Source organism: Rhizobium phaseoli, assembly GCF_001664385.1.
In the GTDB taxonomy this organism is placed as follows: domain Bacteria; phylum Pseudomonadota; class Alphaproteobacteria; order Rhizobiales; family Rhizobiaceae; genus Rhizobium; species Rhizobium phaseoli.
Genome location: NZ_CP013533.1, coordinates 181,640 through 201,050, shown reverse-complemented (window position 1 = coordinate 201,050; position 19,411 = coordinate 181,640). Strand labels below are relative to the sequence as shown.

Here is a 19,411-nt window from a genome sequence, read left to right as displayed (position 1 = left end):
TACAGATCTTATCCAATGGCACCGTCTTTAACATGCCGGTCAAGCTGGTGTCACCAGCAAGCGGTCGGTTGTCCTCATCGAACGCCGGCGGCCGATCCGGCCGAAATCATCCGGATCTGGCATCGTGCAGCGGGTGGCGAGCCGCCTGAATTGGCACCGGGCTTTCCGAGATTTGCCAGGCGCAGAGCCATCTGCGGACATCGTTGGCTGTGATGCGAAGCGTGTCGCCGTTGGTGCAGGCGAGGCGACGCGCAGCGATCTGGCAGAAGGTATCGACGTACTGAAGAAGGCGGAGTTCCGTCGCCCGTGGCGGCGACGCCACCGACAGCAGGGCGCGCCGCGAAACGACGAGGGTCTTGATCTCAGGTCCGAACCGCACGTCGATACGACCCGATTTGTCTCTCGCGTTGAGGCTCGCTGTGACGATTTCATATGGCATTTTATCGCTCCGGGTCGTGGGCTCGTCGCCAGATCTCTGCAGGCTAAGGGGCCGGCTGAAAGATGCTTTGACTTCGATCAACTGAAGAGGGCGAGGGGATCGGCGCCGAACATCGCGCGATGGCCGCCGGCAAACAGCAGCCATAGGACCAAGACCGTACTTGCCAGACCTGCGAGCAGCATCGGCATATCGAGTCTCGGCTGCTCTCCCTTGAAGCAGGCGGCGAACGGCCAGATCGACGTGTGTTTGGCGAGCCTTGTCCAGCTAACACCAACGCGTCGTTTCGACCTCTTTTCGGTCATCGGGATCGCCCCGAGCGCAAAGACGGCAAATCCTCCGAACAAGAGCAGCGAGCGCAGGTCCCCGTTAGCGGCGATATGGCCGCTCGCCCAGGCGGCGAACCCCCACAGGACGGGATGTCTGGTGATCTTCGTAACGGTGCCGAGGGTCGGCGACCGGTTCAATGTGATCGACAGCGGGTTGGCGCTCAAAAGTCCGGCGATGACGAGAAAGATACCGAAGGGAGCGAGCACGAAGGCGGCCGCGGCATTGCCGGGCCTGAGCTCCCACAAGGGGATATAGTCCAACGCGAGGGCGGCGGAAAAAACCCAGATCAGCGCAAGCGTGGAAGCGGCGGAGTAGCCGACGAAATAGACCGGGCGGCCGACGCGTCGGATAATTTCCGCGCGAATGGTCGGAACCGCCGGAATGGAATGGAGCGCGATAAAGAGCGCGAAGGCGGCAAGGAATTCGGTCAAACTCATTCTCCTGGAGCTTCAATCCCGCTTGCCGTCAGCAAGATTGAGAAGTTTCTGAGGATCGGTGACCGTCAGCTTCTGGCGGCCGCCTTCGACCATGCCCTTTGCCTCCCAGGCGCTCAGAATTCTCGACACGGTGTGCAGCGTCGTTCCGGTCATTTCGGCAATATCCTGACGCGATATCGGGAAATCGATGCGAATGCCGCTTCCGACCGGCCGCCCCGCCTGTTTCGACAGCCTCAGGACCGCGTGCGCCACCCGCTTTTCCACCTCCTCGGTCGACATCTCGCGAATACGCGTATGCGCTTCCTCCAGCCGCTGGCCGATCGTCTGCATCGCCGTCACGGCCAGGCGGGGATTCTGCTCGACGAAGCGCGGCCACATATCCGTCGGCCAACTGATGACCAGGCTCTCGGCCGCCGCTACGGCCGTCCCGGGATAGTCTTCCCGGCGCAACGCCATCGCGAAGCCGAACAAATCGCCCGGGTGGACCATCCGCACGATGATCTGCTGTCCGTCCGGCGTCACCTGCGTCACCTTGAGACGGCCGTGCAGGAGCAGGAAGAACGATTTGGCGCGGGCGCCCTGCTCGAAAACCGCGTCACCCTGCGCGACGCGGCGCGGAGCGGCATGCTGCAGCATCGCGTCGAGATCAGTATCCGTCATTCGTTCAAAGAGCGGCAGCGCTTTCAAAACCGTCCGGTCAACTTTCATCGTCATCCTGTTCTGCCGTGGGGGCTCATCGCCGGTTCGAACACACGGGTCATCGCTCCGCCCACCCGGTCTTTCAGCCTCTCAAGCAACCCTCTGGTGCGCACCAGCCGAAAGCCGAGATTGTCGGGTGGACTGCCGACCGAGCATCCGCCGCCCTTGGGAATTCGAACGAAACTGCTCATCGGGGCGCGGTGCTTGCCGGCTGCGATCATGATCCCGCAACTCCCGGGGTCAGGGTCATCGATACCGTCATTCTTGCCGAGTTCGACCCGCTTATTGCAGGTCGACGTCCACTCCCAGACATTGCCGGCGAAATCCACCAGACCGGTTTGGCTGATCCCGAACGAGCCTTACGGCTGCGGCCGGGGGTCAATGGCCGCTGCCCTGCGGGCTTCACGCTCGTAATCGGCGAGCCAGCGGTTTGCGGGATTGCGATCATTGGGGTCTATGCCGAGAGCGTCGTCGGGAAAACGGTCGGCGGCGGCATAGGCCAGCTCGAAATCGGTCGGCAACCGCCATTCGATACCGGTATGGTCGGACAGCCAGGCCGCATATTGGACGGCGTCGTCATAGCTGACGCCGGTCACCGGCGTTTCTTCCCGCGACGAGGCGTCGTCCCGGTTCTCGGCCGGTGCGCAAATGGCGTCGGCCACGCAGCGATTATAATCGCGAAGCGTGGTCTGGTATTTCATGATTTCAAGCGGCGAAGCCACATTCATATCGAGCTTCGGCGCGTCGATGGCCAGGCCATTGCGGAAATATTCGGTGGCGTCGCGATAGGCGAAACGGTGCGGCGCAATGACGATGGTCTGAGGCGGCGCAGCGGTCATGTCAGGAACGCCCGTCGCCACGAATCCCGTTTGCACCGCGACCGCAGCCGAAAGCACCGCGAGCAGCACAAGAGGAATTGCGATGGAAATGCCTGAAACTGGTTCGATCGCTGCATTCCGGGCCATGATATTTTCGCAAATAGCGCCCCCAAAATGAGAATGGTGCGCGGGCCGCCCCTGACCCGCGCACCGCCCCCTCCGCCTGGTCAGCTTGCCGACGGTGCCCTGACCGAGGTCATGAGATCATTGTCCCATTCGCCGGTCACCTTAAAGTGGGCCGCCGCCCCCAGCTCGAAGGCCTCGATAAGGTTGTGGTTCACGTAGGCATAGATGCCAGGCTGAGCGAAGGTATAAATGGCCGCACCTGCCGTGCCGCCGGGGATGAACCAGGTTTCCTGATCCGTGTCGGGCGGGTTGAGGAATTTGCCGGTCGCCCAGACATATTCGCCATGTCCGCCGATCAGATGCGGCCTGGTGTCACGATTGGCCTGCGAATGGACGATCAGCACGGTTTCGCCGACCTTGGCCGTCATCGCATTGTCACCGGTCAACGCCCCGACAGCGCCGTTGAAGACGATGTGGGTCGGCGTCAGCGTTTTCATCGCAGCGACGGTATCTTCGTAGGCTTCGCCGGGGCTGTCGTATTTCTTGAACTTGCCCGTCTCGTCGCGCGGTATGTAGAAATCCTGTTCGCCGACATAATAGACCTTGTCGTAGACGAGGGGTTTGCCCTTGCCGTCCTTGAGGCCTTCGCGCGGCAGCACCATGATCGCGCCGTTCATGCCCGATGTGACGTGCCACGGCACCATGCCGGGAGGTGCGCAGTGATAGACGAACACGCCGGCCTTGGTCGCCTTGAAGCGCAGAACGGTGCTCTCACCGGGGTTGACGACCGTCAGCGCCCCGCCGCCCAGTCCGCCGGTGGCGGCATGGAAGTCGATGTTGTGCTGCATCGTGTTGGTGTCGGGATTGACGAGGGTCAGCTCGACATAATCGTCCTGATGCACCACCATCAGCGGACCGGGAACCGATCCGTCAAAGGTCATGGCGTTGATCTCGGTGCCGTCCTTGTCCAGGATCATCTTCTTTTCCTGGATGGTCAGCGTGATTTCCTTGATCTTCGGTCCACCCTCGGCCTTCTGCTGATGGGCATGGACGAAAGGCGGCTTGACGAGTTCGACCTTCTCGCGGGGAAGCGTCGACAGGTCGACCTTCACCTGTTTGGCAGTCTTGAGGACCTCGGCGGCTGCAACCTCTTCATTGGCCTGCGCGGCGCTGGATACGATGATTGGCGTCAGCGCTCCGGCAACAGCAGCACCCGTCAGCATCGTGCGCCGGGTCATTTGCAGAGTATTTGTCATGTCTAATCTCCTGTAGTCGAAGACTGAGCGGACGCCGCCCTGTCGAAGGGGAGAGTAGAAGAAAGCCGACGGAAATCTTTGACGTGGCGCAAACTGGCTGTTTGTGCCGGCACAAAGTTCAAAGGATCATCTTTGCGTAATCTCAACGACTGCTGTCTTGCGCCCGCGCATTTCTGTGTGATCAAAATGGAGACATCGATCATGCAGATTACCAAGGACGCGGAGACCAGAACGCCGCGGGGGATGAGCCGCTCCGGACTGGTCCTTTTCTCTTACGGCTTTCGCCCTTTCTTTCTGGCGGCGGCATTGTGGGCGATCGTCAGTATCGGCCTCTGGGCGGCATTCCTGAACTACGGGATCCCCGTGGCAAGCAATTACGGGGCGCTCTACTGGCACGCGCACGAGATGCTCTTCGGCTTCGCCCCTGCGGTTCTCGCCGGGTTCCTTCTCACCGCAATTCCGAACTGGACCGGACGCCTTCCCATATCAGGGCCTCCGCTCGCCGTGCTTTTTGCGGTGTGGTGCGCCGGCCGGATCGCCATGTTGGCGAGCGGCGGCATCGGGGTGACGGCCGCCACCGCCATCGACAGCCTGTTCCTGCCGCTCATGCTCGCCTTGTGCGCGCGGGAGGTGGTGGCAGGAAAGAAATGGAAGGATCTCAAGGTCGTCGCCGGGCTCGCGGTCCTGTCGGTCGCCAATTTATGCTTTCATATCCAGGTGATCGGAGGCGGAAATCCGGAGCTTCCCATTCGTCTCGGCCTCGGCGCCTACGTTTTGCTCGTCACGGTCGTCGGAGGGCGCATCCTGCCGAGTTTCACCCGAAACTGGATCAATCAGCGCGGCCGCACCGATTTCCCGATCCCCTATAACCACTTCGATATCGCAACCATCATCGCCGGCACCGTGTCTCTCGCCAGCTGGGCGATCTGGCCCGACTCCATCGCAACCGGCTTGTTGGCGGCGGCCGCAGCGGCGATGAACGCAATTCGGCTCGCCCGCTGGCGGGGCTGGGTGACCTGGCCGGAACCGATCCTTTTCGTGCTGCACGCCGCCTATGGTTTCATCCCTTTGGGATTTGCTGCGATCGCCTTCGGATCGATCGGCCTCTCCCAGGTCGCCGTTCTTCATATCTTCGCGATCGGCGCCATGTCGATGATGATGCTGGCGGTCATGACGCGGGCAAGCCGCGGCCATACGGGGCGGCAACTCAAATCGAGCCGCGTGACCAACGCATCCTATGTCGTGCTTGCTGCCGTTGCTGTCCTGCGGCCCCTGGCGGAATTGCTGCCCGCCGCCACCACGGGGATATTATTGCTGTCTGCAATCGGCTGGGCGGTGGCGTTCGGCCTGTTTGCGCTCGAACATGCCCCGTTCCTGTGCCGCGACCGGAAACCTCTCGTCGCGAGAAAGTCATGAGGGCGAATGCCGCCGCGCTTAAGAACGTGGCGGCCTCCGCATATATTCCCTCGGCAGGCGTCCCATCATCTCCGGCGACCAGGCCGGATCGTAGACCATCTCGACGACGGTTGCCGAAACGCCGTCGATCGCATCGGTCCGCGCCTTCACCGCTTCGGCGATGAAGGCGGAAGCCGGACAGAAGCGGGTCGTCGTCGTCATTTCTATTCTGACGGCGCCGTCCTCCGAAATCCCGATGGCGTAGATCAGACCGAGCTCGACGATATCCGTTCCGAGCTCCGGATCCTCGATGCCGCGTAACGCCGCCAGGATTGCCGATCTGGAGATCTTATGTGCGGGCATCGGAACCATTCGCGGGCGTTGCTCTGATCATGATCCTGTAGATCTTGCCGCTGGCATCGAAATCCCCGATCCATTCATGGCCGCGCGCCTTCAGCTCATTGAACAGAAACAGCGGCTCGCGGTTCAGCAGCGCAAACAGCACCTCACCGCTTTTCATCGATTCCAGCCGCGAAAGGATGCGTTCCATCGGCTCCGGCGGCGCGAGATCGGTCAGATCGAGGTTCCAGCTCGGCTCCGGCCAGATTGCCTCCGCCGCTGCGGCTGCCGTGACCGGTTCGGTGCCCGGCTTCTCACGAGGGACGAAATCGATTTCCCAGTCGTCATCGGCAAGGCGCTTGCTGAGATGCGAATAGCCGCGCTGCTCCAGCTGGCGGATCAGCGGGACGGGTTCGAATATGGCGTGAAGCCGCACGCCTTCGTCGGGGTCGAGACTGGCGAAGGTATCCATGATGAGCTGAAACGGCATGCCTCCATCGCGCAGGATCTGTCTTACGTCGAGTTCGCGGAGCTGAACCATTGGCATTACCTCTGTGGTTTGGCGGCGACGAAAAGCGCCGGCTGTTGAAAAGGTGCTCCCCTTGTGACGGGAGCGACATTCGCCAGGCGGCGTGCCAGGACGAGCTCGATGGCGAGGGCAGCGGTAGCCAATGTCTGTACCGTGACGGCAAGACGGAAACCGGCATCGGATCCGGCCGCGATCGCCGCCGCTGATGCGACGACGGCGAGGTAGAAGATAGAGAGCCAGGCGGCAGCCCGTCGCCCATTGAGGAGGTCGGCCAGCCGCGGCGTGGGGCCGCGCCCGAGGAGGGGCCCGAAGGCCTCGATCCAGGTCAGGAAAGGAACGATCTTCAGGAGCTGGGACAGACCGAGGCCCGTCAGCCAGCCGAAAACGAACAGATAGGCTATCGCGGCAAAAATCTGTGGGTCGGCGTCGCCGGCAAGGGCTACCGCGAACATCGGAACGGAAAGGCCCAGCAGCACGAAAGCGGGCAGGGATCCCGACATGTTCGGTTCGAGAGCTTTTCGGCGTCTTGCCCGATACGTGAGGAACAGCTCAGCCAGATAGGCCGCGATCGGCAGTTGGAAGAACAGCGATCCGATCAGAAAGACGCGCTGACCGAGCGAGGGTTCGAAGATCGTCGAGACCGTCGCAACGCCAAGCGTGGTCGCCGCGAACGCTCCCGTGCCGCGAATGAATGGCGATTTCTGCATCTCTTGGGAAAGCAGGAACATCGGCAGCAGCTTGTAGCTGACGCCGATCGCGGCAAAGGTCATCCATCCGGCGAGGCCGAAGCTCGCGTGGAAGGGCAGGGCATTCACGACAAACGCGCTGATGCCGGGCGTTGCGGTTACGCCGGAAACCGCAACGGCAAACAGCGATCCCAGCACGACCGTCACCGCTAGGCATGCGATGGCGAGCATGACGAGCGGCGAGGCAGCATGGGCTGCCCGGCCGCGCCACAGGCCTGATAACAGCACCGATGCGATCGACAGGAGCGAGGCCAGCAGGACTACCGAGGCCGCGACCATGACAGGGCCGGCCGCGGCCGATCCCATGTCGATCAACTGGAAACCACAGAGGAGAAGCCCGAGCCCGGCGACCGTGCCGGCAAGGCAGGGCAGATCGAGCCGGCCGGTCGGCAGGCCGAGGCCCGTCAGCACCGGCGTGAACTGCAGCAGCGCCCCAATCATCATCAGGCCGAGCCAGCCGATCGTCATCGAATGGACGATGATGAGCGCATGGGGTTCGGCGACAGCCGAGGACGGCGCCCAGAGCCCTGCCGAAAGCAGGCTTTCCGCCAGAAGCAGGAAGAAGAGCGCCGCGCCGAAGTAGGCCATCGTCCAACGCGACAGGGTTGTGCCGACAGGCATCATCGCGCCGATCCGAACTTAGTGGCTGCCGCAGCAGCAGTCGCAGCCGGCATCCTGCCGGGTGATCTGCACCCGCCAGATATCAGGGCCTTGCTCCAGATAATCCCAGGAGAACTTGCCCGGAAATCCGGTTTCAAGCTGATAATGCAGAGGCCGAGGCTCGTGATCGCTGGTGATCAACAAACTGTCGCCGGGGGCCAGCGCATGGAGTGTGCCGAAGATCCGGGGGTGCCGCTCGACCGGCGACAGCACGCGGACATCAATATGGGGAGTTTCGCCCTGAACGTGTTGCGTATCAGTCATTCTTGCTCGTTTCCTTGTGCCGCGTCTCTTAGAACAGACGGGACCGCGGCTCGTCCCATGTCAGAACGAGATCCTAGGCGGCTTCGGGAGAACTGACTTTGACAGCGGACAAATATCCGGATGATTCCTGGCGAAGACCTCATCATTGATTTGGGACAAGGAAGACCGCGCGGCCGGAGGTCATAAAGCATCCTGCTTTTGAAAAGGGGATGTGACAATGTCCAACGATCTGATCGCCAAATATGGCGATGCGCGGCTTCCGCGTTATACGAGTTACCCGACGGCGCCGGCTTTTTCTGCTACCGTGGGGCCGGATGAATATGCCGGCGGCCTCGCCGATATCGCCAAAGCCGGCCCGGTTTCGGTTTACCTCCACGTCCCGTTCTGCCGCTCGATGTGCTGGTACTGCGGCTGCCACACGACCATCACCCGGCAAGATGCCCCGGTCGCCGACTATCTTGACGTGATGAGCCAAGAGATCGAGCTCGTCTCCTTTGCGGCTGGAAACGACGTGCCCGTCAAGAACGTGCACTTCGGCGGCGGCACGCCGACGATCATGAGACCGCAGGAATTTTCCGCTCTGATGGCAAAGCTCAGGAGCGCCTTCGCTTTCGAGGCGGACGCCGGCGTCGCCGTCGAGATCGATCCGCGCACGTTGGCTGCCCCCATGATCGAGGCGCTCGCCGAAAACGGCGTCGACCGGGCAAGCCTCGGCGTCCAGAGCTTCGATCCGGTCGTGCAGGCGGCCATCAATCGGCTGCAGTCCTTCGAGCAGACGGAAACGGCGGTCGTCGGCCTGCGCTCTTCAGGCGTGAGCAGCATCAATTTCGACCTGATTTATGGCCTTCCGAAACAGACCGTCCGATCCTGCATCGAAACGGTCCGGCTGGCTGCAGAGCTGCGTCCCGAACGTTTCGCCGTTTTCGGTTATGCCCACATACCCGCTTTCAAGAAGCATCAGCGCCTGATCGACGAAAGCACGCTGCCGGACGCAAAACAGCGCAACGAGCAGGCGGAAGCGATCGCCGAGGAGCTGCAGAAGGCCGGATATCAGCGTATCGGGCTCGATCATTTTGCACTGCCGGACGATCAGCTGGCGCTCGCCGCACGCAACGGCGCGATGAGAAGGAACTTCCAGGGCTATACCACGGATGATTGCGACAGCCTGATCGGCCTCGGCGCTTCTGCGATCGGGCGGCTGCCGACCGGCTATATGCAGAACCACGTGCCGCTCGGCCTCTATGCCGAGCGGATTGCCTCCGGCGTCCTGCCGACCGCCAAGGGATATCTTCTTACAGAAGAGGACAAACTTCGGGCGAAGATCATCGAGAGGCTGATGTGCGATTTCGAAGCCGATCTCGGAAAGCTGAGCAGCGGGTCGGGTTTCGACACCGGCTTCCTTGTCGAGCGTAACGACCGTCTCGGCGAGCTCATGGCGGACGGCGTCGTGACGATCAGCGGCGAGCGGATCATCGTGTCCCAGGAGGCGCGCTTCATGGTCCGTGCCGTCGCGGCGGCGTTCGACGCCTATTTCGGCTCGCACGGGCGCACGCACAGCAAGGCAGCCTGATGCATGCGGCCCGGACGTGTGCAGCGGTTGCGGGACAACGGCATGCATCACAACAAAGAGCAGCAAACCAGGCCGGAGGCGCCATTCGAGCGGCTCCGGCCTGTTCGTGTATGCGCTCAGGCGGTGAGGTTTCGGTAGATCGCCGGCAGTGCGCCCGGCAGTTTCGAAAGCTCCGAGATCACGGCAAAGCCCGCCCGTCCGAAGATTGCCGGCAAATAGTCGCCGGCGTTGCGGTCCACGGTGACGGCAAAGACGGCCTGGCCGAGCATGCGGGCTTCGGCGACCGCTTTCCGGCTGTCCTCCAGGGCAAATCGTCCTTCGTAATGATCGACGTCGTTCGGCTTTCCGTCCGTCAGGATGAGGAGCAGCTTTTTCCGCGCGGCGTGCTTGTGCAACTGCCCCGACACATGCCGGAGGGCCGCGCCCATCCGCGTGTAATAGCCGGGCTTGAGATCGGCGATCCGCCTCGCGGTCATCTGCGAGAATGTCTCCTCGAACTCCTTGATGCTGTCGATACGTACCCAGTTGCGGCGTCTCGACGTGAAAGTATGAATGGAGAAACTGTCGCCGCAGGCATCCAGGCCGCGCGCGAAGACGTCGAGCGCCTGTTTCTCGACATCGAGGACCCTGCGGTTATCCACCCAGGAATCCGTCGACAACGAGACGTCGACGAGGATCGACGTCGCAAGTTCGTGTGAAGCAGGTCGGGCGCATTCATAAATCCGGTCATCCGTTTGGCCGGTCGCAAGCAGATCGGCGCGCGCCCGTATCACCGCCTCGAGGTCGAGGTCGTTGCCGTCGAGTTGCGCCTTCCGGATCTCCCGCTTCGATCTCAGAGTCTCGAATTGACGTCTGATCGCGCGCACGATGGCCTTATCGGTCGCGACGGTCGCCTGCGGCGCGGCCGGGACGGTGCCGGGGAGGACGCGGCAGTGATCCGCCATATATTGCTTTCTGCGGTAGTCCCATTCGGGATAGGTGAATGCGCCATGGATCTGCGAGACGTCCGAGGCTTCCGGGGAAAGATCCAGGTCGAAACGGAATTTCGACTTCGGCCGCTCCCGCGATTCGCTCAAGCTGATCTCGTCGAGCTCGTCGGCTGCGCCGGCATCGTCGTCGTCGCGGTCATCCGTCGGACGGTCGACGTTGACCATCTCGGCCATGGCGAGGATCTTTTCGAAGCGGTTGAGGATAAAGGGATCGCGCCTGCGGTCGTCGGCATCCTTCTTGCGGACTGCCTGATGCGAAGGGCGGGCAGGGCCCGCCTCGCTACCCTCGGAGGGAAGGTCCTCGCGGTCGGACTTTTCAGCTTCCGCGCGTCCGGTGAAGTCGGGCCAGATCGGGACAGGCAGCATCGGCAGATAGCCCGGGGGCGCGTTGGCTGCCGTTGGCCGGATAACGTCGGGCAGCCGATCCCCCAAGGGAAATGCCAGGGCGAAGCGCAGATAATCCTCGATCTGCCTCTCGGCCTTGGGCAGCCTGCCGCGGGTTCGGCATGCGAGAATGGTCTCGCTCAGGCGGAGGTACCGGGCATGCATGCCGGGAAAGGTCGCGACCACTCGCGCAGCGGTTCTGCGCCCCGCTTCGATCCGGCCAATGTCGGAAAGCATGGCGTCGTCCGCCCTGCGGTCGGGAGCGCAAGCCACCGCAATGTAGGCCGCGAGCCAGAAATAGAGATCCCGGTTCAGCCGTTCGTCATCGAAAATATCGATCGACGCAGGCAGATGGAGGGCGCTGCCGTCCCAGGTCGGATGATCGCTTCTCTCCTCGCCGAGACCGACGACCTGCCGGAAACGCAGCCGATGCGACGAACTCTGCCGGCGCGATTTCTGGATCTGCAAAGTCGGCTCGCCGCCAAAGGCACGGAAGCAGACCGACAGTTGCGATCTGATGTCAGCCAGTTTGACTGCATGCTGCGGATGGCGAGGCCAGGAGCGTGTGTCGCCGACGAGGCGGTGCCACGCGCGTCCGACCGTTTCCTCGAGTTCCAGGAATTCGAGCATCTCTCACCTGCCGAGCGTTGCTGCGGCCACTTCGACAAGAGCGGCCTTCACATCGGCTTCATCCGTCAGCGGCTCGATGATCGCGGCTCTCACCGCCTCAACAAGCGGCATCCCGGCTTCGACGAGGGTCGCGCAGTAGATGATGAGGCGCGTCGACACTCCTTCCTCGAGATCCTGTCCCTTAAGCTTACGAAGCCGGCGGGCAAGGTCCACCAGCGGCGCCACCCGGCTTTCGGCCAGGCCGCTCTCGATCGATACGGTCGCAATCTCGCGATCTCTGGGAAGAAAGTCGAACTCGATCGACACGAAGCGCTGGCGCGTGCTGGGCTTCAGCGATTTCATCAGATTCTGGTAACCCGGATTATATGACACGACCACCATGAAGGAGGATTGCGCCTCGATAAGCTCGCCAGTGCGCTCGAGCGGCAGCAGCCGGCGGTTGTCCGTCAGTGGGTGAAGAACGACGGCGACGTCTTTGCGGGCTTCGACGATCTCGTCGAGGTAGCAGATGCCGCCCTCGCGCACGGCTTTGGTCAGCGGACCGTCGACCCAGACGGTTTCGCCGCCTTTCAACAGATAGCGGCCGGTCAGATCGGCGGCGGTGAGATCGTCATGGCAGGATACGGTCGAGACCGGCAGCCCCAGGCGCGCGGCCATGTGATGCACGAACCTGGTCTTGCCGCAGCCTGTCGGCCCTTTGAGCAAAATGGGCAGCTGCCGGCTCCAGGCGCTCTCGAAAAGCGCGCATTCGTTTCCATGGGCGGTGTAGTGCGGAATTCCGGCATTCGGATTGAGCGGAAGATTAAGCGCGATCGTCATTTCTCTGTTCTCCAGAAGGGGGGAGCCCGCCTATTCGGCGGGCTGTGCGATTGCGTCGGGCAGGCAGGCACGGCCCGGAACGAGGACCGACCAGATGAACATCAGCGCGCTGATGAAGACGAAGACGCCGGAGCCGAGCCTGATCCAGTAGAAGACACCGAGCTGGTCCTGCACGTCCATGTAGGCCTCGCCGAGGATCCTCTGCAGATGAACCTGGATGATGCCGGCAAAGGTGAGGGCGAAGGTCATCACCGACATCGCCGTGCACATGATCCAGAAGCTCGTGATCGAAAGCCACTGATTATAGGGTGCCCGGCCGCGGATCTGAGGAATGGCATAGGCCATCGCCGCCAGGTTGAGCATCACGTAGGCGCCGAAGAAGGCGAGGTGCCCGTGCGCCGCGGTCACCTGCGTGCCATGCGTATAATAATTCACCGAGGACAGCGTATGCAGGAAGCCCCAGACGCCGGCGCCGAAGAAGGCCATGACCGAGCATCCGATCGACCACAGCAGCGCTGCCTTGTTCTCATGCTTGCGGCCGGCCTTCCAGGTCATGACGAAGGTAAAAATCACCATGGTGAAGAATGGGGCGACCTCAAGGGTCGAAAACAGCGATCCGATCCACTGCCAGTATCCGGGCGCGCCGATCCAGTAGTAGTGGTGGCCGGTGCCGAGAATGCCGGAGAAGAGCGCCAGGCCGATGATCACATAGAGCCATTTCTCGATGACTTCCCGGTCGATGCCATTCAGCCTGATCATCAGGAAGGCCAGGACCGAGGCCATGATCAGTTCCCAGACGCCTTCGACCCATAGATGGACGACATACCACCAGTACATCTTGTCCAGCGCCAGGTTGACGGGGTTGTAGAAGGCAAACAGGAAAAAGATCGCCACACCCCAGAGCCCGAATAGCAGGATGTTGGTAATGGTGGTCTTGCGCCCCTTCAAAGCCGTCATCGTCACGTTGAACAGGAACATCAAGGCGACGACGACGATGCCGACCTTAATCGCAAAGGGCTGCTCGAGAAACTCGCGGCCTTCGTGAATGTGGAACAGGTAACCGATGACGGCAACCGCCGCCGCCACCAGGAATATCCAGAATTGCGCGATGGCGAGTTTCGGACTGTAGAGCTCGGTCTCGCACTCCTCCGGGAGGAGGAAGTAAGTGGTGCCCATGAAGCCCATCAGCAGCCAGACGATGAGCGCGTTCGTGTGGATCATGCGGACGATGTTGAACGGCAGCGCGACCGACAGCGTATTCGGCAGAACGTAGATGGTGCCTGCCAGCACGCCGAACAGCAGTTGCGCCATGAAAAGAGCGAGCGCTCCGTAGAAATAGAGCATGGCGACGCTTTGTGTCTTGTATTTCATTGCTTGATCCTCTCGCCCGTCAGCCTGCCTGGTTCGGCGGCCATGCCTGCGTGTTCATCTTGCTGACCCATTCCAGGAAGTCCGCGAGATCGTTCACTTCTTCATCGGTCAGATTGAATTGCGGCATCTGCCTGCGGCCCTCGATGCCGGAGGGTTGCGCCGCCATCCAGGCGTGGAGCGCCTCGCGGGCGCTTGCCGGATCCTTGTCGCCGCCCCAGCGTATCCAGACGTTGGAGAGCTCGGGTGCGAAATAGGCGCCTTCACCGTCCAGCGTGTGGCAGTTGATGCAGGCGTTCTTCTCCCAGATGTGTTTCCCCCGGGCGACGCTCTCGGTCAGCGTCGCCTCGTTGGTCGATACCGTCCTGATGTAATAGTGGCTGTGGGCCGTCAGCCCGACGAATATGGCGAAGAAAAAGGCCGATCCGCCGTAGAACACGTTTCGGGCCGCGGTTTTTGTCAGGCGTTCAGCCATCGATGATCCCTTCATGTCGGTGGCGGAGCCCGCCGTGACGTCGAAAACGGAGGCAAGGCTCGCGTCTCCTGGATGCCGGAAGGGCGGAGGCGGTTCTTTGTTAATTCGCAAAGACAGCGGAGAATGCAGTTGCCCTCGCCAAAGCGACCAGCAACACCGCCCCAGCCCACAAGAGCAACGCGCGTGCGAGCAGCGAACTGCTGTGACGCAGGCCGAGGAAGTCGAGGACGACGAGACGCACCTTCGCCAAGGCGATTGCGACGGCTGCGAGAACCAATCCGGCTCTTGCCGCAGGACCTGACGGAAGCTTCGAGGTTGCAAAGAGGCAAAATGTCAGCATGAGAAGCAGGATCAGCGCCCGCAACGGAGCCTTCGCCGTGTTGCCTGTCTTCATAGGAGATAAATCACCGGGAACATGACCAGCCAGACGATGTCGATGACATGCCAGAGGGTCGTCATGAGATGGATATTCTCAGGCGATGGGAAACGGGCCATCAGCGCGAGGACCAGGGCTCCGAACAGCACATGCGCCAGATGAAACCCCGTTATCAGGACGTAAGGCTGCGAGAAGACGTCCTCGGCAAGCAGTGAGGCGCCCTCTGCTCGATATTCGTAAAGTTTGACAGCGACGAACAAAATCCCGCCGGCGGCTGCAGCCAGCAGGGCCAGGCGTTGCCGTCCTACGCTGGCGGATCGTGGAGCGAGCGCCGCAAACCAGCCGCTGGCCAGAAGGATGACGGTATTGGCGATTGCAATATCATGATGGAGCCTGGCCTTTCCGGCCGCAAATGCCTCCGGCTGGAACCACGACGCGATGACGAAGCCCGTCAACAGGGCCGCAAAAGCCACGAGTTCGCTCCACGCCAGGATCCATACCAGAAGATCGTCGCTCTGGGGTGCGGCTTGGCCGTGGGGCTCGGATGAAATCATCGCTGTCATGGCTGCGACGATAGGGATGATATCGCGCGCGCTCTTTGACCGATCGCAAAGAGTGCACCGATCGGAACGCCTAGGGTCTGCCGAAAGGAGATCCTGATGACCAACGCGCAAATTGGACTGTCGATAGCAACCCCCGTGATCATCGTATTCGCAATCGCCCTCTATCGCATGGGTGTGCTGCAGCGGATGGGCACGATCTCAGCGGTACTCGCGTCAATCGCAATCGCCGCCAGCCTGTTCCTGCAGAGGTAATATGATGAAGACGCCGATCCCGACCGATTTTGCAGAACTCGAATGCTGCTACGACCAGCTGATGTCCTGGTGCGACGTGCTCCAGGCCATCGCCGATTTCCTGCCCTGCCACATCGACGAGGACCTCTGCGACCGTATCTCAAGCGGTCTGTTGCCGCTGCTGCTGACGACGCATGAGCTTGAAAAACGCCTGATCTCGGCGAGACTCGGCCTGATCATGGACGCCGGGGAAAGAGCCGAGGCGGAAGAACGCCGGCGGGCAGGGCGCCTATTCGATCATGGCGCCGCACAGGACATCGTCGTCACGCTGGAAAGCCTGGGTGAGGGGCGCTGCCGGCTCTCCTGGGAAGCGGTCGGATACCAGCTGCGTTCGTTCTTCTGCTCGATGCGCGGCCATATCAGGTCGGAACGCGAAATCATGCGATTGATGCAGCGGGCCATGGTGGTGGCAGCACGCCTGGATAATGCGCCCGAGCAGACGGAAGCGGCCTGAGCGATCGCTGGATTTCCTGTCCCAGGTGTCAAGCCTCAGGAAAGCGCTTGCCGTTCGACGCGCCGGAACAGGCTTTTCAATTCCGGCTCGTTCACCAAGGATGCCGCCTCGAGAGGCGGCACCCAGGCGAGCCTGCGCTCCCTGCGTTCCGGAAAATTGGCCTTGGTGCGGCGAACCGTCATGATGTGCACCGTCACGAATGACGGCACCTGCCTGCCATCCTGAAGCGTCTTGAGATAGGAGAAACAGCCGAAAGCGCGCTTCTTCGCCCGCCCCTTCACGCCAGCCTCTTCCCAGGCTTCACGCTCGACCACCTCATGCGGGGCGAGCCCCTTGATCGGCCAGCCCTTGGGGATGGTCCACCGGCCGGTTTCGCGCGTCGTGATCAGCAGAACTTCGGAACCGCCGCCTGGTCCCTGCCGCAGGCAAAGCGCGCCGAATTGCTCCAGCGCCTTGCCGAGGAGGATCGTCTCGGCATGGTCGGCAAGCTCGGACAAGAGTGTCGGCGCCTTGTTCATTCCTCAAAGATGGGTCGGTTGTTTATTTCGGGCAAGTGGACGCCATGGTTGAATTTCGCCGCGGCCGTTATTCCGACAGGCCGCCTTCAAGATGCACGGAATGGAAATCGTCGATCAGCACTTCCAGATCCGCCAACCAGCCTTTGGGGTCCCTCACCGGAAGCCCGCTCGCCTTCCATCCGCCCTCCGGTGCTTTGGTCAGTTCGAACTTCATCGGTTCGATTGCGGATCCCGGGTTCCTCAGGCGGAGAATGACCTGCCGGGCATCGAGCGCACCGAAATCGGGAGCCATGACGGCGACGTGAATATCTGCGGTCCCGTTGCTCCCGGCTTGCAGGTCAAGTTGCGCCATCACCTCGTCGGCATGCAGATGCACGGATGCCATTGCCGAAACCTCGGCGGCGTCCGCTTGCCCCGGCCCGGCAAATCGCCAGAGACCGGCCGCGCCGATGATCGCGACGGCCAGGATGATTTCAATAACAATGCTGCGCCGCAGCCGTCCTCTCGCAACCGCGTCTCCCGCCAAAGTCGCGCCTGTCAGCCAGAAGCGGTTATAGGCGGCGAGCACGCACAGTGCCGCGACGAACATGATCTTGACGACGAGGATCCGGCCGTAGAGTGATGCCAGGATCTGGGAAAGGGCCGGAAGCTCCGCGATCGCCAGCACAAATCCGGCAAGGATCATCATGACGAAGGCATAGGGGATATTCCGCGAGAAGCCCACCAGCGGGCGCAGGTCTAACGGCCTCCGGCAGAGCTGCCAGAGCGGCGGCAGGCTTCCTATCCAGAACAGCAGCGTCGCGCTGTGGAGAAACATCGCTGTCCCCGCCAGCCAGCGCGGGTCGGCCAGGCTGCAATGCCCGCTGAAGGTAAAGGCGCTCGCGGCGAGCAGCAGAGCCGTCACGGCAAGGATGCGGCCGACGAACTTGCGGCCGGCAAAAGGAAGCGCGATGATCAGGAACGACAAAAAGAACAGGCTGGCGCAAATTGCCGCATTGCCTTGCAGAGCGATCCGGAGCGGCTCAGCGCCCGCGTAGGCAAGGCCGCTTCCCGCTTCGTCCAATCCCTGCAGATAGAGGCCCGCCACCAAGAGAGATGTTCCAGGCGGCAAGATGGTTGCGAGGCCTGGCGCCAGGCCGCGGCCGGCGCCCAGCCAGCGGTCAAAAAGCGCACCGCCGACGACAAATGCCAGGAACAGAACCGTGGCCGTGTGCACGAGCCAGATGGCAATCGGCAACGAAAGACCGGCCGGCTCGCCGGCCGCAACCGACAACCCAGCCGAAGGTGCGCCGACATTGAACACAAGCGCGCCGCCGACGGGATGGCCGTCTTCGGACGCGACGCGGTAACTGACGATCAGGGTGCCGCGGATAGTCCAGTCCGGGAAGCGCAATCGGACATCGGCACCTGATGTCTCGGCGTCCAATTCCCGGCTCGCGCCGCTATCCCCGTTGGCCGTTGCCCGGATAAGTCGGACCGGTTCATTAAAATGCAGTTCGACTTCGGCCGGTAGCCGGTCCAGCGTCTCGTTGGCGGCTGGTGTCGAACGTTTGAGGGCGGCGTGGGCAAGCGCGGCTGTCGGCAGAAACGTGGCCATCGCGATAATGGCGGCGGCGCAAGCAGCCTGCAGGAGCCGCGCCGCGAGGTTGTCCGCCTTCAAGGACCGCATGATCGACGGCTCCCGCCTGCTCACGAACGCGGCTGTTCGACCACGTCGAAGTACGGGGCAGGGGCTTCGTAGTCGTCCGACGACTTGCCTGCCGCGGGAATTTCGATCCAGCGTTCGACGGCGCCTTCGGTGCATTCCTGGACGACGGGAACGTAGATGCGGGTCTTGGGCGGGATTTCCTTCGCGATCGTTGCGCGGAAAACGAATTCATCATATTCGTCGTCGGCAAGATTGCCGCCGGACCATGTGATCTCGCTGATCCCTTCCTTCACCGGCTTGCCGTACAGATCGTAGCTCTTCTCATAGGCCGCATTGACCTTGTCGATGGTCCAGCCGGATTTGGGCATCGGCTTTGCCGATAGCAGACCCTCCGGGATCTTCACGCGGATCTTGATCGTTGCCTTGCCCTCGCAACCGTGTCCGACACGAAGGACTGCCTTATACGCCTTGCCTGACTGCGCCTGGTTTTGCTCGAGGGTGACGTGAGCATTGGCTGCGCCTGCCGCGCAGGCAACCGCCAAGAAAGCAATCGCCATAGGCTTGAGCATGATTATTCTCCAATGTGCGGGATGGCGCGCAAGCGCGGCCATCCGCACCTTTCATTGATCACTGGGTGATATTGGCGAGGTCGGCATCGAGCCGCTTGCGCACCATGTTCGGCACCTTTGCGGTCTTGATCGCGTCGAGATTGGCCGGGCTATCGCCGACCTGGATCAGGGCGACCATGCCCATGCCGGCATGCGGCGTGCATTTCAGGACATAGGCACCCGGAACATCGAATTTCGCCTGATACTGTTCGCTCGGCTTGGATTTGAATTCGGCAACGCCGTCCGGAATGAGCCCCTTGAACGTCTCGACATTGTGGCTCTTGTCGGTGGGAATGAAGGTGACGGTGTCGCCGGGGGCGATCTTCAGGAAGCCGGGTTCGAATACCATCGCGCCGTCAGCGCCTTTGTTGAGCATCTGAACCTGGTGGTCGGCGGCCATCAACGGCGCTGCCGAGACAATCAAGGCTGCCGTTGCAGCGATCAGACCGAATTTCAAACGCATTTGCAATCTCCTGTTCTGAGAGGCTCGATCAGCCTCATGAACGTCTTTTAAGAGATGCCGGAACCGGCTTCTTTGACGCCCGTCAAATTCGGAGAAAAAGGCGGCGCTCGGGTTTCGGCTGCCGGCTCGATACCACGTCAAGCATACGCATGCGTCGCCCGGCGCAGCGGCGTTGCGTCGGTCGTCCGTGCCGGGATGCTGGATCTTCGAATGGGAATTG

The 19,411-nt window shown here is 61.9% G+C and carries 22 protein-coding genes and 1 pseudogene; 4 read left to right on the top strand and 19 right to left on the bottom strand.

Annotated elements, in window-relative coordinates; translation table 11 throughout:
* Positions 1-106 precede the first annotated feature (106 nt).
* From AMC88_RS22650 to nirK, 5 genes and pseudogenes are all read right to left on the bottom strand, one after another.
* Complete coding sequence (locus AMC88_RS22650; protein WP_016737085.1) at positions 107-439, bottom strand: hypothetical protein; 333 nt, start codon at positions 437-439, stop codon at positions 107-109.
* Positions 440-516: 77 nt separating this feature from the next.
* Positions 517-1,197 (bottom strand): NnrU family protein, encoded by a 681-nt coding sequence (locus AMC88_RS22645; protein WP_064826006.1) that lies wholly within the window; start codon positions 1,195-1,197, stop codon positions 517-519.
* An 18-nt stretch (positions 1,198-1,215) separates the two neighbouring features.
* A complete protein-coding gene (locus tag AMC88_RS22640) occupies positions 1,216-1,911 on the bottom strand; it encodes a Crp/Fnr family transcriptional regulator (RefSeq protein WP_029532140.1) in 696 nt (231 codons plus the stop codon).
* Positions 1,901-2,867, bottom strand: a pseudogene (locus tag AMC88_RS22635) (SUMF1/EgtB/PvdO family nonheme iron enzyme). Before AMC88_RS22635 ends, AMC88_RS22640 begins: the two are co-directional and overlap by 11 nt.
* An 80-nt stretch (positions 2,868-2,947) precedes the next feature.
* Positions 2,948-4,102 (bottom strand): copper-containing nitrite reductase, encoded by a 1,155-nt coding sequence (gene nirK / locus AMC88_RS22630; protein WP_064826005.1) that lies wholly within the window; start codon positions 4,100-4,102, stop codon positions 2,948-2,950.
* Positions 4,103-4,303: 201 nt separating this feature from the next.
* Between nirK and AMC88_RS22625 the strand changes: the two genes are divergently transcribed.
* Positions 4,304-5,518 (top strand): NnrS family protein, encoded by a 1,215-nt coding sequence (locus AMC88_RS22625; RefSeq protein ID WP_064826004.1) that lies wholly within the window; start codon positions 4,304-4,306, stop codon positions 5,516-5,518.
* Between the two features lie 18 nt (positions 5,519-5,536).
* Here AMC88_RS22625 and AMC88_RS22620 read toward each other — a convergent pair whose 3' ends face one another.
* The 4 genes from AMC88_RS22620 to AMC88_RS22605 are packed head-to-tail and all read right to left on the bottom strand — an operon-like array spanning position 5,537 to position 8,035.
* Positions 5,537-5,860, bottom strand: a complete 324-nt coding sequence (locus AMC88_RS22620) for a metal-sulfur cluster assembly factor (RefSeq protein ID WP_167355298.1) — start codon at positions 5,858-5,860, stop codon at positions 5,537-5,539.
* Positions 5,847-6,377 (bottom strand): DUF2249 domain-containing protein, encoded by a 531-nt coding sequence (locus AMC88_RS22615; RefSeq protein WP_064826003.1) that lies wholly within the window; start codon positions 6,375-6,377, stop codon positions 5,847-5,849. The genes AMC88_RS22620 and AMC88_RS22615 overlap by 14 nt, the downstream gene beginning before the upstream one ends.
* 5 nt (positions 6,378-6,382) lie before the next feature.
* Positions 6,383-7,735, bottom strand: a complete 1,353-nt coding sequence (locus AMC88_RS22610; protein WP_064826002.1) for a hypothetical protein — start codon at positions 7,733-7,735, stop codon at positions 6,383-6,385.
* 15 nt (positions 7,736-7,750) lie between these two features.
* Positions 7,751-8,035, bottom strand: a complete 285-nt coding sequence (locus AMC88_RS22605) for a DUF2249 domain-containing protein (RefSeq protein ID WP_064826001.1) — start codon at positions 8,033-8,035, stop codon at positions 7,751-7,753.
* A 217-nt stretch (positions 8,036-8,252) separates the two neighbouring features.
* On the opposite strand from AMC88_RS22605, the gene hemN reads away from it, so the two are divergent.
* On the top strand, positions 8,253-9,605 hold the full coding sequence (hemN, locus tag AMC88_RS22600; RefSeq protein ID WP_064826000.1) for an oxygen-independent coproporphyrinogen III oxidase: 1,353 nt from the start codon (positions 8,253-8,255) through the stop codon (positions 9,603-9,605).
* Between the two features lie 116 nt (positions 9,606-9,721).
* Here hemN and AMC88_RS22595 read toward each other — a convergent pair whose 3' ends face one another.
* From AMC88_RS22595 to AMC88_RS22570, 6 genes are all read right to left on the bottom strand, one after another.
* A complete protein-coding gene (locus AMC88_RS22595; protein WP_064825999.1) occupies positions 9,722-11,608 on the bottom strand; it encodes a nitric oxide reductase activation protein NorD in 1,887 nt (628 codons plus the stop codon).
* A gap of 3 nt (positions 11,609-11,611) precedes the next feature.
* Positions 11,612-12,427: a CbbQ/NirQ/NorQ/GpvN family protein gene (locus AMC88_RS22590; protein ID WP_064825998.1), complete on the bottom strand. Its 816-nt coding sequence runs from the start codon at positions 12,425-12,427 to the stop codon at positions 11,612-11,614.
* A 30-nt stretch (positions 12,428-12,457) separates the two neighbouring features.
* Positions 12,458-13,798: a cbb3-type cytochrome c oxidase subunit I gene (locus tag AMC88_RS22585; RefSeq protein WP_064825997.1), complete on the bottom strand. Its 1,341-nt coding sequence runs from the start codon at positions 13,796-13,798 to the stop codon at positions 12,458-12,460.
* Between the two features lie 19 nt (positions 13,799-13,817).
* Positions 13,818-14,270 (bottom strand): c-type cytochrome, encoded by a 453-nt coding sequence (locus AMC88_RS22580; RefSeq protein WP_016737099.1) that lies wholly within the window; start codon positions 14,268-14,270, stop codon positions 13,818-13,820.
* A 100-nt stretch (positions 14,271-14,370) separates the two neighbouring features.
* Positions 14,371-14,664, bottom strand: coding sequence for a cytochrome C oxidase subunit IV family protein (locus AMC88_RS22575; protein ID WP_064825996.1), 294 nt, complete (start codon positions 14,662-14,664; stop codon positions 14,371-14,373).
* Positions 14,661-15,119 carry a cytochrome c oxidase subunit 3 gene (locus AMC88_RS22570; RefSeq protein WP_404817288.1) on the bottom strand — a complete coding sequence of 153 codons (459 nt, stop codon included), beginning with the start codon at positions 15,117-15,119 and terminating at the stop codon, positions 14,661-14,663. The genes AMC88_RS22575 and AMC88_RS22570 overlap by 4 nt, the downstream gene beginning before the upstream one ends.
* A 186-nt stretch (positions 15,120-15,305) precedes the next feature.
* Between AMC88_RS22570 and AMC88_RS33745 the strand changes: the two genes are divergently transcribed.
* Together AMC88_RS33745 and AMC88_RS22565 are read left to right on the top strand one after the other, a co-directional pair.
* Positions 15,306-15,461, top strand: a complete 156-nt coding sequence (locus AMC88_RS33745) for a hypothetical protein (RefSeq protein WP_096477939.1) — start codon at positions 15,306-15,308, stop codon at positions 15,459-15,461.
* Between the two features lie 4 nt (positions 15,462-15,465).
* Positions 15,466-15,954: a hypothetical protein gene (locus AMC88_RS22565; protein ID WP_064819749.1), complete on the top strand. Its 489-nt coding sequence runs from the start codon at positions 15,466-15,468 to the stop codon at positions 15,952-15,954.
* Positions 15,955-15,989: 35 nt separating this feature from the next.
* Here the strand turns inward: AMC88_RS22565 and AMC88_RS22560 are convergent, their stop codons facing one another.
* From AMC88_RS22560 to AMC88_RS22545, 4 genes are all read right to left on the bottom strand, one after another.
* Positions 15,990-16,472, bottom strand: a complete 483-nt coding sequence (locus tag AMC88_RS22560) for an NUDIX hydrolase (protein WP_064825995.1) — start codon at positions 16,470-16,472, stop codon at positions 15,990-15,992.
* A gap of 67 nt (positions 16,473-16,539) precedes the next feature.
* Positions 16,540-18,141, bottom strand: coding sequence for a copper resistance CopC/CopD family protein (locus tag AMC88_RS22555; protein WP_064825994.1), 1,602 nt, complete (start codon positions 18,139-18,141; stop codon positions 16,540-16,542).
* Positions 18,142-18,161: 20 nt separating this feature from the next.
* Positions 18,162-18,689, bottom strand: a complete 528-nt coding sequence (locus tag AMC88_RS22550; RefSeq protein WP_064825993.1) for a YcnI family protein — start codon at positions 18,687-18,689, stop codon at positions 18,162-18,164.
* A gap of 58 nt (positions 18,690-18,747) precedes the next feature.
* Positions 18,748-19,191, bottom strand: coding sequence for a pseudoazurin (locus AMC88_RS22545; protein ID WP_016737107.1), 444 nt, complete (start codon positions 19,189-19,191; stop codon positions 18,748-18,750).
* Positions 19,192-19,411: the final 220 nt, after the last annotated feature.

Bases quoted from the DNA above. Each gene is read 5' to 3' on its own strand.
- AMC88_RS22620 (WP_167355298.1), bottom strand. From the start codon at position 5,860: ATGCCCGCACATAAGATCTCCAGATCGGCAATCCTGGCGGCGTTACGC.
- AMC88_RS22575 (WP_064825996.1), bottom strand. From the start codon at position 14,664: ATGAAGACAGGCAACACGGCGAAGGCTCCGTTGCGGGCGCTGATCCTG.
- AMC88_RS22550 (WP_064825993.1), bottom strand. From the start codon at position 18,689: ATGCTCAAGCCTATGGCGATTGCTTTCTTGGCGGTTGCCTGCGCGGCA.
- AMC88_RS22640 (WP_029532140.1), bottom strand. From the start codon at position 1,911: ATGAAAGTTGACCGGACGGTTTTGAAAGCGCTGCCGCTCTTTGAACGA.
- AMC88_RS22650 (WP_016737085.1), bottom strand. From the start codon at position 439: ATGCCATATGAAATCGTCACAGCGAGCCTCAACGCGAGAGACAAATCG.
- AMC88_RS22610 (WP_064826002.1), bottom strand. From the start codon at position 7,735: ATGATGCCTGTCGGCACAACCCTGTCGCGTTGGACGATGGCCTACTTC.
- AMC88_RS22545 (WP_016737107.1), bottom strand. From the start codon at position 19,191: ATGCGTTTGAAATTCGGTCTGATCGCTGCAACGGCAGCCTTGATTGTC.
- AMC88_RS22615 (WP_064826003.1), bottom strand. From the start codon at position 6,377: ATGGTTCAGCTCCGCGAACTCGACGTAAGACAGATCCTGCGCGATGGA.
- hemN (WP_064826000.1), top strand. From the start codon at position 8,253: ATGTCCAACGATCTGATCGCCAAATATGGCGATGCGCGGCTTCCGCGT.
- nirK (WP_064826005.1), bottom strand. From the start codon at position 4,102: ATGACAAATACTCTGCAAATGACCCGGCGCACGATGCTGACGGGTGCT.
- AMC88_RS22565 (WP_064819749.1), top strand. From the start codon at position 15,466: ATGAAGACGCCGATCCCGACCGATTTTGCAGAACTCGAATGCTGCTAC.
- AMC88_RS33745 (WP_096477939.1), top strand. From the start codon at position 15,306: ATGACCAACGCGCAAATTGGACTGTCGATAGCAACCCCCGTGATCATC.
- AMC88_RS22590 (WP_064825998.1), bottom strand. From the start codon at position 12,427: ATGACGATCGCGCTTAATCTTCCGCTCAATCCGAATGCCGGAATTCCG.
- AMC88_RS22560 (WP_064825995.1), bottom strand. From the start codon at position 16,472: ATGAACAAGGCGCCGACACTCTTGTCCGAGCTTGCCGACCATGCCGAG.
- AMC88_RS22595 (WP_064825999.1), bottom strand. From the start codon at position 11,608: ATGCTCGAATTCCTGGAACTCGAGGAAACGGTCGGACGCGCGTGGCAC.
- AMC88_RS22580 (WP_016737099.1), bottom strand. From the start codon at position 14,270: ATGGCTGAACGCCTGACAAAAACCGCGGCCCGAAACGTGTTCTACGGC.
- AMC88_RS22555 (WP_064825994.1), bottom strand. From the start codon at position 18,141: ATGCGGTCCTTGAAGGCGGACAACCTCGCGGCGCGGCTCCTGCAGGCT.
- AMC88_RS22585 (WP_064825997.1), bottom strand. From the start codon at position 13,798: ATGAAATACAAGACACAAAGCGTCGCCATGCTCTATTTCTACGGAGCG.
- AMC88_RS22605 (WP_064826001.1), bottom strand. From the start codon at position 8,035: ATGACTGATACGCAACACGTTCAGGGCGAAACTCCCCATATTGATGTC.
- AMC88_RS22625 (WP_064826004.1), top strand. From the start codon at position 4,304: ATGCAGATTACCAAGGACGCGGAGACCAGAACGCCGCGGGGGATGAGC.